10 protein-coding genes and 1 pseudogene are annotated in these 13,073 nt (G+C 73.7%); 9 read left to right on the top strand and 2 right to left on the bottom strand.

All coding sequences use genetic code 11. The features are described 5' to 3' along the window. Window positions 1–106: 106 nt before the first annotated feature. Both ACWCYY_RS24655 and ACWCYY_RS24660 read left to right on the top strand, forming a co-directional pair. Complete coding sequence (locus ACWCYY_RS24655) at window positions 107–1,273, top strand: uroporphyrinogen-III synthase (RefSeq protein ID WP_380149629.1); 1,167 nt, start codon at window positions 107–109, stop codon at window positions 1,271–1,273. Window positions 1,274–1,599: 326 nt separating this feature from the next. Then, window positions 1,600–3,882, top strand: a complete 2,283-nt coding sequence (locus ACWCYY_RS24660) for a HelD family protein (protein ID WP_380149628.1) — start codon at window positions 1,600–1,602, stop codon at window positions 3,880–3,882. A gap of 216 nt (window positions 3,883–4,098) precedes the next feature. On the opposite strand, the gene ACWCYY_RS24665 is transcribed toward ACWCYY_RS24660, so the two are convergent. Continuing rightward, on the bottom strand, window positions 4,099–4,293 hold the full coding sequence (locus tag ACWCYY_RS24665) for a hypothetical protein (protein WP_345290463.1): 195 nt from the start codon (window positions 4,291–4,293) through the stop codon (window positions 4,099–4,101). Here ACWCYY_RS24665 and ACWCYY_RS24670 point away from each other — a divergent pair. Continuing rightward, window positions 4,208–5,683, top strand: coding sequence for an NAD-dependent malic enzyme (locus ACWCYY_RS24670; RefSeq protein ID WP_345290377.1), 1,476 nt, complete (start codon window positions 4,208–4,210; stop codon window positions 5,681–5,683). The two genes, ACWCYY_RS24665 and ACWCYY_RS24670, sit on opposite strands and share 86 nt — an antisense overlap. A 527-nt stretch (window positions 5,684–6,210) precedes the next feature. Further along, a complete protein-coding gene (locus tag ACWCYY_RS24675) occupies window positions 6,211–6,492 on the top strand; it encodes an HU family DNA-binding protein (RefSeq protein ID WP_104816345.1) in 282 nt (93 codons plus the stop codon). A 78-nt stretch (window positions 6,493–6,570) separates the two neighbouring features. On the opposite strand, the gene murA is transcribed toward ACWCYY_RS24675, so the two are convergent. Further along, window positions 6,571–7,926 (bottom strand): UDP-N-acetylglucosamine 1-carboxyvinyltransferase, encoded by a 1,356-nt coding sequence (murA, locus tag ACWCYY_RS24680; RefSeq protein WP_345290378.1) that lies wholly within the window; start codon window positions 7,924–7,926, stop codon window positions 6,571–6,573. Window positions 7,927–8,209: 283 nt separating this feature from the next. On the opposite strand from murA, the gene ACWCYY_RS24685 reads away from it, so the two are divergent. The 5 genes and pseudogenes from ACWCYY_RS24685 to ACWCYY_RS24705 all read left to right on the top strand — a co-directional run. Continuing rightward, entirely contained in the window at window positions 8,210–8,779 is a 570-nt protein-coding gene (locus ACWCYY_RS24685; protein ID WP_345290379.1) for a YqgE/AlgH family protein, read from the top strand. A 72-nt stretch (window positions 8,780–8,851) separates the two neighbouring features. After that, on the top strand, window positions 8,852–9,133 hold the full coding sequence (locus tag ACWCYY_RS24690) for a DUF3039 domain-containing protein (RefSeq protein WP_345290380.1): 282 nt from the start codon (window positions 8,852–8,854) through the stop codon (window positions 9,131–9,133). Window positions 9,134–9,205: 72 nt separating this feature from the next. Next, window positions 9,206–10,807 carry a beta-N-acetylhexosaminidase gene (locus ACWCYY_RS24695; RefSeq protein WP_345290381.1) on the top strand — a complete coding sequence of 534 codons (1,602 nt, stop codon included), beginning with the start codon at window positions 9,206–9,208 and terminating at the stop codon, window positions 10,805–10,807. Window positions 10,808–11,094: 287 nt separating this feature from the next. Continuing rightward, a complete protein-coding gene (locus ACWCYY_RS24700) occupies window positions 11,095–11,955 on the top strand; it encodes an FAD binding domain-containing protein (protein ID WP_449797329.1) in 861 nt (286 codons plus the stop codon). 116 nt (window positions 11,956–12,071) lie between these two features. Continuing rightward, window positions 12,072–12,540, top strand: a pseudogene (locus ACWCYY_RS24705) ((2Fe-2S)-binding protein); the annotation flags it as partial. Between the last annotated feature and the right edge of the window lie 533 nt (window positions 12,541–13,073).

Consider the following 13,073-nt stretch of genomic DNA (forward strand, 5'->3'; position numbering starts at 1 on the left):
AAATCCGGCCGACCCCGCAGCGACACCGCCCCGGGGGAGGATGCCCGTCCACCCACCCTCCCGGCCCGCCGCAGCCGGGGTGCGCACCACCGAAGGACCCACAGCCATGGACGAACTGACGGCCCCTCACGCCGCCGAGCCGGTGCCTCCGCTGGCCGGATTCACCGTCGGCATCACCGCCGCCCGCCGCTCCGAGGAGCTGGCCACGCTGCTCCAACGCCGGGGCGCCGCCGTGCAGCGGGCCGCCGCACTGCGGATCGTGCCGCTGCCCGACGACACCGAACTCCTCGCCGCCACCCGGGCCCTGGTCGCCGGGCCGCCGGACGTCGCGGTGGCCACCACCGGGATCGGCTTCCGGGGCTGGATCGAGGCCGCCGAGGGCTGGGGCCTCGGCGACGAGCTGATCGAACGGCTCGGCAAGGCCTCCGTGCTGGCCCGCGGCCCCAAGGCCAAGGGCGCCATCCGGGCCGCCGGGCTGCGGGAGGAGTGGTCGGCGAGGTCGGAGTCCTCGGTGGAGGTGCTGGAGAAGCTGCTGGAGGACGGCGTCGAGGGCAAGCGGATCGCCGTCCAGCTGCACGGCGCCCCGCAGCGCGACTTCGTCGACTCGCTCACCGCGGCGGGCGCCGAGGTGGTCGAGGTGCCGGTCTACCGCTGGCTGCCGCCCGCCGACATCGCCCCGCTGGACCGGCTGCTGGACGCCTGCTGCACCGGCGCGCTGGACGCGATCACCTTCACCTCCGCCCCGGCGGTGCTCAGCCTGCTCGACCGGGCAGCGGAGCGCGGCCTGACCGACCAGCTGCTGCACGCGCTGCGCCGCGACGTCCTGCCGGTCTGCGTCGGGCCCGTGACGGCCGCCCCGCTGGAGGAACTGGACATCGCCACCGTCTGGCCCGAACGGATGCGGCTGGGCGCGATGGTGCAGCTGCTCACCGCCCGGCTCCCCGAGCGCGGGCGGCGGCTCTCGGTGGCCGGGCACCAGCTGGAGCTGCGCGGCCAGGCCGCCCTGGTGGACGGCGAGCTGCGGCCCGTCCCGCCCGCCGGGATGGCCCTGCTGCGCGCCCTGGCCCGCCGCCCCGGCTGGGTGGTGGCCCGCGCCGAGCTGCTCCGCGCCCTGCCCGGCAGCGGCAACGACGAGCACGCCGTGGAGACCGCGATGGCCCGCCTGCGCGCGGCCCTCGGCACGCCGAACCTGGTCGCCACTGTGGTCAAGCGCGGCTACCGCCTGGCGGTGGACCCGACGGCGGAGCCGGGGGAGAAGTACGGCGCCGTCTGACGGTGGGGCGCGAGGGACGTACGTGGTTGTGCCGCTGTGGCCCGAAGGGCCATCAGGGGCGCGGGGAACTGCGCGCGGGGGAACGGCAGCACGGGCAACTGGCTCGCCTGCCCCGATCCAGCACTGGGCCGCCTTCCGGACTCGCGCAGTTCCTCGCGCCCCCGGGTCGCTGCCCTGCCGGGCGTCAGCGGTCAGCGGTCAGCGGCTGGTGGCCCAGTGGTGAAGGCGATGTGTGCGGGTGTCTGCCGCTGGGCGGGGTCCTGGGCGTAGGATCTTCCGTCCGTCTCTTTTTTCCCGCAGGTTCACAGCCGCCACTGAACGAGGCCATGCACAGCAGCACAGACTCAGACACCGTCCGAGACCGCGAGATCGCCGAGGAGCAGCGCCACCTCGACACCGTCTACCGCCGGTTGGAGGAGAAGCTCGCCGAGGCCGAGTACATCCTCGAGGACGCCGCCAAGCGCGTCCACGTGGGCACGCCCGGCGCGCTCGCGGAGCGGGACGCCCAGGTGTACCGCGCCGGGGCGCACCTGCACCGGCTGAACACCGAGTTCGAGGACTTCCTGTTCGGCCGGATCGACCTCCAGCAGGCCGACGCCCCGGAGGAGCACGGGATCCCGTCGCAGACCCCGCTCGACCCGGCCGACCCGGCCGTGGCCGAGACCCTGCACATCGGCCGGCTCGGCGTGCTGGACGCCGAGTTCGGTCCGCTGGTGATCGACTGGCGGGCCCCGGCCGCCGCGCCGTTCTACCGCTCGACCCCGGTCGAGCCGGGCCGGGTGATCCGGCGCCGGGTGATCCGGTCCAAGGGCCGCCGGGTGATCGGCGTCGAGGACGACCTGCTCCGTCCGGACCTGACGCCGACCCTGGGCGGTCAGGAGCTGGCGGTGGTCGGCGACGGCGCGCTGATGGCGACGCTGGGCCGGGCCCGCAGCCACACCATGCGCGACATCGTCTCCTCGATCCAGAAGGAGCAGGACGAGGTGATCCGGGCCCCCGCGCCCGGTGCCACCCTGGTCACCGGCGGCCCGGGCACCGGCAAGACCGCCGTCGCGCTGCACCGCGCCGCCTTCCTGCTCTACCAGGACCGCCGCCGGTACGCGGGCGGCATCCTGGTGGTCAGCCCGACCGCGCTGCTGGTCTCGTACACCGAGGGCGTGCTGCCCGCGCTGGGCGAGGAGGGCCAGGTGGCGATCCGCGCGGTCGGCAGCCTGGTCGACGGCATCGAGGCGGGCCGGTACGACACCCCGGAGACCGCCCACGTGAAGGGCTCGGCCCGGATGGTGACGCTGCTGCGCCGGGCGGCCAAGGCCGCCCTGGAGCTGGGTGCCCCGACCGAGCTGAAGGTCTTCGCCCGCGGCGAGGCGCTGCGCCTGGACGCCGGCCGCCTGAAGGCGGTGCGCGGCAACGTGATCGGCAGCGGCGGCACCCCGCTCAACCTGCTCCGCCCGCGGGCCCGCCGGCTGCTGCTGGACGCGCTCTGGCAGCAGGCCACCCGGCACCTGCCGCGCCCCGCCGACCACTACGCGCGCGAGCAGCGCCAGGAGGAGAAGGAGGCCTTCGACGAGTACGTCTCGGACGAGGCGGCGTTCCTGGACTTCCTGGAGGCCTGGTGGCCCGCGCTGACGCCCCGTCGGGTGCTGGCGACCCTCAAGCAGTCCCGGCACACCAACCGGATCGCCCGACGCGCCGTCACCCCGGAGGAGGCCCGGCTGCTGGCCGACTCCTGGCGGCACCTGACGTCCCGCGGGGAGGGCGAGCTGTCGGCGCACGACGTGGCGCTGGTGGACGAGCTGCAGCTGCTGCTCGGCGAGGCGGCGGTCCGCAAGGTCCGTGAGGTGGACGCGGTCGACATGCTGACCGGCCTGGACGAGGTGACCACCTACGCCGACCGGATGTCCCGCCAGCGGGAGCGCGTCCCGGTGGAGCGCACCGAGTACGCCCACGTGATCGTGGACGAGGCGCAGGACCTGACGCCGATGCAGTGGCGGATGGTCGGCCGCCGGGCCCGGATGGCGACCTGGACCATCGTCGGCGACCCGGCGCAGTCCTCCTGGCCGTTCCCGCAGGAGGCGCAGGCCGCGATGGACGAGGTGCTGGCCGGCAAGCCGCGCCGTCGGCACACCCTGACCGTCAACTACCGCAACCCCTCGGAGATCGCGGAGGTGGCGGCCAAGGTGCTGGAGCTGGCCGCTCCCGGCACCCCTTCGCCGACCGCCGTCCGCTCCACCGGCCTGGAGCCCCGCTTCGCGGCGGTCGGCTCGACCGAGCCGGCCGCGGTCGCGGCGGCGGCCCGGGCCGAGCTGGAGCGGCTGCTGGCCGAGGTGGACGGCACCGTCGCGGTGGTGGTCCCGATGGACCGCCGGGCCGAGGCGGCCGGCTGGGTGGCCGGGCTGGGCGAGCGGGCGGTCGCGCTGGGCTCGCTGGAGGCCAAGGGCCTGGAGTACGACGCCACGGTGGTGGCCGACCCGGTCGGCATCGCGGGCGAGTCCGAGGCGGGCCTGCGGGTGCTGTACGTGGCGCTGACCCGGGCCACCCAGCGGCTCACCGTGCTCTCCGGCCCGGACGACCTGCCGGACGCGGACGGGGTGCCGGCGCTGCTGCGCTGACGGACCGCCAGCTGACGCGGGGACAGCGGAAGGCCCCCTCACCGGACTTGGTGAGGGGGCCTTCGAAGCTGTGACACCGACCCGCCATGCTCGCCTCGCGGCAAGTGGTCCCTCTAAGGGACGAAGGTTGGGCCCGGGGGCTTGGATCGAGCCGGTGCCTTGTCCAATGTAACGCATCGTCCGCCGAGGGCAAGAAGCCTTGTCGACTCCGCACACTCAATGAACGTTATTTCTATCGAACCCTTGGTGAGTGCGACGATCGAGGTCTAGCATGCCGACTGCGCAGGCATTCAACAAAGTGTTGATTTCAGGAAGAAGGACGTCGATGGCGACGGTGCCCAGTGTCTCGAACTCGATCACGGTCCGGTTGGAGGTGCCCGCCACCGGCAACGCGGTGAGCTCGATCACCACCGCCGTCGAGTCCTCCGGCGGCTCGGTCACCGGCCTGGACGTCACCGCCTCCGGCCTCGAGGCGCTGCGGATCGACGTCACCGTGGCCGCCGCCTCGGTCGCCCACGGCGAGGAGATCGTCGAGAAGCTCCGCGCGATCGACGGCGTGGCGATCGGCAAGGTCTCGGACCGCACCTTCCTGATGCACCTCGGCGGCAAGATCGAGATGTCCTCGAAGCTGCCGATCCGCAACCGCGACGACCTCTCGATGATCTACACCCCCGGCGTGGCCCGGGTCTGCATGGCGATCGCGGAGAACCCCGAGGACGCCCGCCGCCTGACCATCAAGCGCAACAGCGTCGCCGTGGTCACCGACGGCTCGGCCGTGCTGGGCCTGGGCAACATCGGCCCGAAGGCCGCCCTGCCGGTGATGGAGGGCAAGGCCGCGCTGTTCAAGCGCTTCGCCGGCATCGACGCCTGGCCGATCTGCCTGGACACCCAGGACGCCGACGAGATCGTCGCCATCGTCAAGGCGATCGCCCCCGGCTTCGCCGGCATCAACCTGGAGGACATCTCCGCGCCGCGCTGCTTCGAGATCGAGGCCCGGCTGCGCGAGGCCCTGGACATCCCGGTCTTCCACGACGACCAGCACGGCACCGCGATCGTGGTGCTGGCCGCGCTCACCAACGCGCTCAAGGTGGTCGGCAAGCCCATCGACGAGATCCGCGTGGTGATGTCCGGCGCGGGCGCGGCCGGCACCGCGATCCTCAAGCTGCTGCTGGCGGCCGGCGTGCGGCACGCCACCGTGGCGGACGTGCGCGGCGTGGTCCACGAGGGCCGCGACGACCTCAACGACAGCCTGCGCTGGATCGCCGAGCACACCAACCGCTCGGGCCGCACCGGCAGCCTCAAGGAGGCGGTGGCCGGGGCCGACGTCTTCATCGGCGTCTCCGCCCCGAACGTGCTGGACGGCGACGACCTGGCCACCATGGCCGAGAACGCGATCGTCTTCGCGCTGGCCAACCCGGACCCGGAGGTGGACCCGGCGGTGGCCCGCCAGACCGCCGCCGTGGTGGCGACGGGCCGCAGCGACTTCCCGAACCAGATCAACAACGTGCTGGTCTTCCCCGGCGTCTTCCGCGGCCTGCTGGACGCCCAGAGCCGCACCGTCAACACCGAGATGATGCTGGCCGCCGCCCGGGCGCTGGCCACCACCGTGGCCGACGACCAGCTGAACCCGAACTACATCATCCCCAGCGTCTTCCACCCCGACGTGGCCAAGACCGTCGCGGCCGCCGTCCGGGAGGCCGCGCTGGCCGCCCGCGGCGAGACCGAGCCGGCCCCGGCCCCGCCCACCCCGGGCATCGTCGGCACCCTGGACACCACGTCGTTCCCGGCCGTTCAGCTCTGATCCAGCCGCAGCTCGGGCGGGGTGGCGGGCCCGGTCCGGACCTCCCGCGCGGAGGGTCCGGCGGCCGGCCGGCCACCCTACCCGAGCCCGCTCGCCCCGAACCCTTGCGACACAAGGGGAAGGGGCGTGTTTGGGCTTGTCGGTGGCAGGGCGTACGGTAGCCCTGCACGGGGCAGGCGTGTCCGACAAGTACGGAACGTCCCCCTGGGCCCTCGGCGTGTCGTCCCGGCCCGCCGCCCGCCCCGGTCCACCGGAGCGGACGGAGCGTCACAACTCCGTCCGGCGGGCGCTGTTCGGGTCAACCGCGGCGGGGACCGATTGGCTTTCTCAGTGCCGGTCGGGGCAGGATTCGTACCCAGGCAGTGCGGTTTGAGGCGCTTCGGGGTGCAAGCCCGACCCCTGACCAACCCTCGCCTGAACGAGCACAGTGTGCGGACCAGCGGCCCTGCCGTCGCCAGTGATGGCGGCCCGGCGGGACGACCGACGGGCCCCGCACACCGCAACGCGAACAGACCACAGGAGTACACATGAACCGCAGTGAGCTGGTGGCCGCTCTGTCGGAGCGCGCCGAGGTGACCCGCAAGGACGCCGACGCCGTTCTGGCCGCCTTCGCCGAGGTCGTCGGCGAGGTCGTCGCCAAGGGTGACGAGAAGGTCACCATCCCCGGCTTCCTGACCTTCGAGCGCACCCACCGTGCCGCCCGCACCGCTCGTAACCCGCAGACCGGCGACCCGATCCAGATCCCGGCCGGCTACAGCGCCAAGGTCAGCGCCGGTTCGAAGCTGAAGGAGGCCGCCAAGGGCAAGTGACGCCCCTGGTAGCCCCTACGACCGTGGCCGGTCTCCCCTCGGGGAGACCGGCCACGGTCGTTTCGCGTGCCGTCCGGATCAGACGGCGACCAGCTCCTCGTCGGCCGGCTCCTCGTTCTTCAGCTCGACCTGGGCGCCCAGGTCGCGGAGCTTCTCCATGAAGTTCTCGTAGCCGCGGTTGATCAGGTCGATGCCGTGCACCGTGGAGGTGCCCTCGGCCGCCAGCGCCGCGATCAGGTACGAGAAGCCGCCGCGCAGGTCCGGGATGACCAGCTCGGCGCCGATCAGCTTGGACGGGCCGGAGACCACCGCGGAGTGCTGGAAGTTGCGCGCGCCGAAGCGGCAGGGGGTGCCGCCGAGGCACTCGCTGTAGAGCTGGATGTGGGCGCCCATCTGGTTCAGCGCGCCGGTGAAGCCGAGCCGGGACTCGTACACCGTCTCGTGGACGATGGAGAGGCCGTCGGCCTGGGTCAGGGCGACCACCAGCGGCTGCTGCCAGTCGGTCTGGAAGCCGGGGTGCACGTCGGTCTCCAGGGCGATCGCCTTGAGCTCGCCGCCCGGGTGCCAGAACCGGATGCCCTCGTCGTCGATCTCGAAGGCGCCGCCGACCTTCCGGAAGGTGTTCAGGAAGGTCATCATCGGGATCTGGTCCGCGCCGCGGACGTAGATGTCGCCCTTGGTGGCCAGCGCCGCGCAGGCCCAGGAGGCCGCCTCCAGGCGGTCCGGCAGGGCGCGGTGGTTGTAGCCCGAGAGCTCCTCCACGCCGGTGATCAGGATGGTGCGGTCGGTGCCCATCGAGATGATCGCGCCCATCTTCTGCAGGACGCAGATCAGGTCGACGATCTCCGGCTCGACGGCCGCGTTGCGCAGCTCCGTGACGCCCTCGGCGAGCACCGCGGTGAGCAGCACCTGCTCGGTCGCGCCGACCGAGGGGTAGGGCAGCTCGATCTTGGTGCCCTGGAGCCGCTGCTGGGCCACCAGGTAGGTGCCCTGCGGGTGCTTCTCGATGGTGGCGCCGAACTGGCGGAGCACCTCGAAGTGGAAGTCCACCGGCCGGCCGCCGATGTCGCAGCCGCCCAGGCCCGGGATGAAGGCGTGGCCGAGGCGGTGCAGCAGCGGGCCGCAGAACAGGATCGGGATCCGGGAGGAGCCCGCGTGCGCGTCGATGTCGGCGACGTTGGCGCTCTCCACGTGCGAGGGGTCGAGGATCAGCTCGCCCTCCTCGTCGCCGGTGCGCACGGTCACGCCGTGCAGCTGCAGCAGGCCGCGCACGACCTTGACGTCGCGGATGTCCGGGACGTTGCGCAGTCTGCTGGGGCCCGTGCCGAGCAGGGCGGCGACCATGGCCTTGGGGACCAGGTTCTTCGCACCACGGACGCGGATCTCGCCTTCGAGCGGGTTTCCGCCGTGGACCAGCAGGACGTCGTCGGTCATCGTTCTCGCAATCCGGGGTGACTGGGGGAGGAAGCGGCTGCGGAGCAGGGCAAACGCGAGTGGAAGGAACTTCCGCCGTTCGGCGAATGCCCTTCCACCACCTGTAGATGGTAATGGGCGGGCGGGTGGTTCCCTTGCGCCCTACTGGTGATGGTCGCCTCCCCGGAACCTCCACGGCGGCGACACGGCGGTGCGGTACGGCCGTACGGGTGTTCGCCCACGGCGTGTCGGGGCATCCCGTGTTGTCCGCCCCGGGCGGGCCGGACTGGGGGATCATGTGGGCATGACCCCGGCCTCCTCGCACACCGGCCGACTGCTGGTCGCGACACCGCTGCTCACCGACCCGAACTTCTCCCGGGCGGTGGTGCTGCTGCTGGACCACGACGCCCAGGGCGCGCTCGGCGTGGTGCTCAACCACCCCACCCCGATCGAGGTCGCCGCCGTGCTGGACGGCTGGTCCGCGCTGGCCGGGGCGATGCCGGTGGTCTTCCAGGGCGGCCCGGTCGGCCTGGACTCGGCGCTCGCGGTGGCCGTCGTCCCCGGCGAACCGGGCTCGGTCGAGCCGCTCGGCTGGCGGCGGGTGCACGGCGCGATCGGCCTGGTCGACCTGGAGGCCCCGCCCGAGGTGCTGGCCGGGGAGCTCGGCGGCCTGCGGGTCTTCGCCGGCTACGCGGGCTGGTCGCCCGGCCAGCTGGAGTCCGAACTCGCCGAGGGCGCCTGGTACCTGGTCGACTGCGAGCCCGGCGACATCTTCTCCCCGGAGCCCGAACGCCTCTGGCGCTCCGTCCTGCGCCGTCAGCGGGGCCCGCTGGCGGTGCTGGCGACGTACCCGGACGACCCGACGCTGAACTGAGGCGGCCCCGGCGGCGCGGGCTGCGGGCGTGTGCCTTCTGTTCGGTTCGGCGGGCCCATAGACTTGAGCGTCATGAGCACTCTTGAGCCCGAGCGCGGCCTCGGTACCGGCACCCTGGTCGAGCCCGTCCCCCAGGTCTCCAACGGGGACGGCGACCACGAGCGCTTCGCGCACTACGTCCAGAAGGACAAGATCATGGAGAGCGCGCTCTCCGGATCCCCCGTGGTCGCGCTCTGCGGCAAGGTCTGGGTGCCCGGGCGGGACCCGAAGAAGTACCCGGTCTGCCCGATGTGCAAGGAGATCTACGACGGCATCGGCGGCCCACAGGGCGGCGGGGACGACGACAAGAAGTAGCGCGTCGCGCTCTGCAGAACACTTCCCGATTGGTCTATGCCACTCGGGCCCCGGCGGGGCAGGATGCAGGTCATGGACCTCATCCCTGCCCCGCTGAGTGTCATCTCCCCCGAGACTTCCGGCACCTACCCCCTCGACGCGAGCACCGGACTGACCGCCGACCCCGCGCTCGCCCCGGTCGCCGACTGGCTGCGCGTCACGCTCGGCGCCTCCACCGGACTCCCGTTCCCCGCCGCCCCCGGCGGCATCGAGCTGCGGCTCGACGAGGCCGCCGCCCCCGAGGCGTACCGGCTCGCCGTCGGCCCCGAGGGCGTGCTGCTCTCCGCGAGCACCACGGCCGGCGCCTTCGCCGGCGCCCAGACGCTCCGTCAGCTGCTCGGCGCCGACGCCTTCCGCACCGCCCCGCTGCGCCGCGCCGGCTGGGAGCTGCCGTACGCGGAGATCGAGGACGCGCCGCGGTTCGGCTGGCGCGGCGTGCTGCTGGACGTCTCGCGGCACTTCATGCCGAAGGCGGGCGTGTTCCGCTTCATCGACCTGATGGCGGCGCACAAGCTGAACGTCCTGCACTTCCACCTGACCGACGACCAGGGCTGGCGGATCGAGATCAAGCGCTACCCGCGCCTGACCGAGACCGCGTCCTGGCGGGAGCGGTCGATGGTCGGCTTCCGGGCGGCGGACCGCCGGGACGACCGGCCGCACGGCGGCTTCTACACCCAGGACGACCTGCGCGAGATCGTCGCGTACGCCGACGCCCGGCAGATCACCGTGGTGCCGGAGATCGACCTGCCCGGCCACTCGCAGGCCGCCATCACCGCCTACCCGGAGCTGGGCAACACCGACGTGGTGGACACCGCCGCGCTCGGGGTCTGGACGGACTGGGGCGTCAGCGAGAACGTGCTGAACGTCTCCGAGGCCACCCTGCGGTTCTTCGAGGGCGTGCTGGAGGAGGTGCTGGAGATCTTCCCGTCCCAGTTCGTGCACCTGGGCGGGGACGAGTGCGACAAGGACCAGTGGCGGAAGAGCCCGGCCGCGCAGGAGCGGATCCGCGAGCTGGGGCTGGCCGACGAGGACGAGCTGCAGAGCTTCTTCATCCGGCACTTCGACAGCTGGCTCGCCGAGCGCGGCCGCCGGCTGATCGGCTGGGACGAGATCCTGGAGGGCGGGCTGGCGCCCGGCGCCGCGGTCTCCTCCTGGCGGGGCTTCGAGGCCGGGATCGCCGCCGCCACCGCCGGGCACGACGTGGTGATGTGCCCGGAGACGTACGTCTACCTGGACCACCGGCAGGGGGCGGGGGAGGAGGAGCCGATCCCGGTCGGCTTCGTCCGCACCCTGGAGGACGTGTACCGCTTCGAGCCCGTCCCGGCCGAGCTGGACGAGGAGGCCGCGGCGCACGTGCTCGGCACCCAGGCCAACATCTGGACCGAGTTCATGGACGACGCCCGGGACGTGGACTTCCGGGCCTTCCCGCGGCTGGCCGCCTTCGCCGAGGTGGCCTGGTCGGCGCTGCCCGCGCCGGCCGAGCGGGACTGGGAGGGATTCGAGCGGAGGATGACGGCGCACTACGCGCGCCTCGACGCGCTCGGCGTGGAGTACCGCCCCCCGGGCGGCCCGCACCCCTGGCAGAAGCGCCCCGGCGTGCTCGGGCGTCCACTCGACGGGCCGAAGGACTCCTGACGGAGTGTCGGAAGCCTCCGGGAACTCCTGGTGGAGGCCCGGACGTCAACAACAGATGAAGATCCGATCCGGTGGCCGCCGGATCGGATCGTTCTGTGCCTGGATTCGTCCGGGATTGACACAGCTTGTTCGCGGGCCAGGAAATGATCACCAAGCTTTGTGTGCCAGAGTTGCCCAACCCGCACCGATCGCCCGTACCCTACGGGCCAGGCCACACACCGCCGGGGGACGGCGGGGCAGTTGATGAGCAAGTGGAGCACGGTGGATTCCTGGTGAACCGGACGATCATGCTGCCGGCCTCGCTCGACGAGGCCGTCGAGGCGCTCGCCGCCACACCCGGCGCGGTGCCGGTGGCCGGGGCCACCGACCTGATGGAGGCGGTCAACGCCGGACGGCTCCGCCCGGCCGCGCTGATCGGCCTCGGCCGGATCACCGAACTCCGGGGCTGGCGCTACGAGGACGGCGGCACCGCCGTCCTGGGCGCGGGCCTCACCTTCGCCCGGATGGACCGGCCCGACTTCGCCGCGCTGATTCCCGCGCTGGCCGACGCGGCCCGCACCGCCGGGCCCCCGCAGATCCGCAACGTCGGCACCCTGGGCGGCAACGTCGCCACCGCCGCCCCCGGCGGCGACACCCTGCCGGTGCTCGCCGCGCTGGAGGCCGCCGTCACCCTGGCCCGCCCCGGCGGCAGCCGCGAGGTGCCCGTCAGCCACCTGCTCACCGGCCTGGACCCGGTCCGCCCGGGCGAGCTGCTCACCTGGGTGCGCGTCCCGCTGCTGCACGCCCCCCAGGTCTTCCTCAAGGCCACCGGCCGCAGCGGCCCGTCCCGCGCCAGCGCCTCCGTCGCCCTGGTGCTCGACCCGGCCCGCCGGGCCGTCCGCTGCGCCGTCGGCGCCGTCGCCCCCGTACCGCTGCGCCCGCTGGAGGCCGAGGCCTGGGTGGCCGGCTGCATCGACTGGGACGCCCGCGGCGACCAGGCCGCCGACGCCATCGACCCGGCCGCCGCGGCCGCCTTCGGCGAGTACGTGGCCGCCGCCTGCGTCCCCGACGGGGCGCTGGAGGGGGAGGGGGCCCCGGCCGCCGCCGCCCGGCTGCGGCGTACGGTATCCGTGCTGGCCCGACGGGCGCTGGGAAGGGCACTGAAGTGACGGATCTGGTGAGCGACGGCCTCGGCGCCGCGGTCGGCGGTGCGGCGGCCGGCGGTGCGCTCGGCGGAGATGCGGTCGGAGACGCGGCCGGCGGCCCGCTCGGCGGTGACCTGCGCCCGACCGCCTCGTACACGCTGCGGGTCAACGGCTTCGACCGGCCCGTGGCCGACGCCTGGATCGGCGAGAGCCTGCTCTACGTGCTGCGCGAGCGGCTCGGCCTGGCCGGGGCCAAGGACGGCTGCGAGCAGGGCGAGTGCGGGGCCTGCTCGGTGCAGGTGGACGGCCAGTTGGTGGCCGGCTGCCTGGTGCCCGCGGCGCTCGCCTCGGAGAGCGAGATCGCCACCGTCGAAGGACTGAGCGCGGACGGCTCCGCCAGCGACGTGCAGCAGGCGCTGGCCGACTCGGGCGCGGTGCAGTGCGGCTACTGCACCCCCGGCATGGCGATGGCCGTGCACGACCTGCTCCAGCGCAACCACCGGCCCAGCGAGGTCGAGGCGCGGCAGGCGCTCTGCGGCAACCTCTGCCGCTGCACCGGCTACCAGGGCGTGCTGGCCGCCGTACAGACCGTGGCGGAGGCGCGCGGGCTGGCCGAGGAGGAGGCGCTGGCCGCCGCCGAGGCGGCCGCGACGGGGGCGTCGGCCGCCGGGACCGCTGCCGGGACCGCCGACGCCGGGACCGCCGACGTCGCCGGGGCTGCTGCCGAGGGCGGCGCCGCCGCGGTGGCCGCGGCCGTCGCGGACCTGCCCCCGGTCGGTGAACTCCCGCTCTACGCCGACTCCGACGCCTGGGTCGAGGCCGAGCCGGCCCTCACCGAGTACGGCCTGACCACCCATCAGACCGGCGTCTACGAGCCGGGCTTCCCGGCCGGCGCCTCCTACGGAGCCGGCTTCGACCCGGCCCCGTACGACCCGGGCCACGACGCCGTCTACGAGCCGGTGCAGGGCGAGGCCACCCCCGCGCACGGCACCGCCTACGACGGCCCGGCCGCCACCGGCACCCCCGCGCACGGCACCCCGTACGTGCCGACCCCGGCGCACGGCACCGCGTACGACCCCGGCTACGCCCCGGGCCCGGCGCCCGCCCCGGGCTTCGGCCCGGGCCCGGACCACGGCCTCGAT

This window comes from Kitasatospora sp. NPDC001664 (assembly GCF_053596675.1).

Coding starts and splice junctions, on each gene's coding strand:
- ACWCYY_RS24695 (WP_345290381.1), top strand. CDS start 9,206: ATGGACCTCATCCCTGCCCCGCTGAGTGTCATCTCCCCCGAGACTTCC.
- ACWCYY_RS24675 (WP_104816345.1), top strand. CDS start 6,211: ATGAACCGCAGTGAGCTGGTGGCCGCTCTGTCGGAGCGCGCCGAGGTG.
- ACWCYY_RS24655 (WP_380149629.1), top strand. CDS start 107: ATGGACGAACTGACGGCCCCTCACGCCGCCGAGCCGGTGCCTCCGCTG.
- murA (WP_345290378.1), bottom strand. CDS start 7,926: ATGACCGACGACGTCCTGCTGGTCCACGGCGGAAACCCGCTCGAAGGC.
- ACWCYY_RS24685 (WP_345290379.1), top strand. CDS start 8,210: ATGACCCCGGCCTCCTCGCACACCGGCCGACTGCTGGTCGCGACACCG.
- ACWCYY_RS24660 (WP_380149628.1), top strand. CDS start 1,600: ATGCACAGCAGCACAGACTCAGACACCGTCCGAGACCGCGAGATCGCC.
- ACWCYY_RS24670 (WP_345290377.1), top strand. CDS start 4,208: ATGGCGACGGTGCCCAGTGTCTCGAACTCGATCACGGTCCGGTTGGAG.
- ACWCYY_RS24690 (WP_345290380.1), top strand. CDS start 8,852: ATGAGCACTCTTGAGCCCGAGCGCGGCCTCGGTACCGGCACCCTGGTC.
- ACWCYY_RS24700 (WP_449797329.1), top strand. CDS start 11,095: ATGCTGCCGGCCTCGCTCGACGAGGCCGTCGAGGCGCTCGCCGCCACA.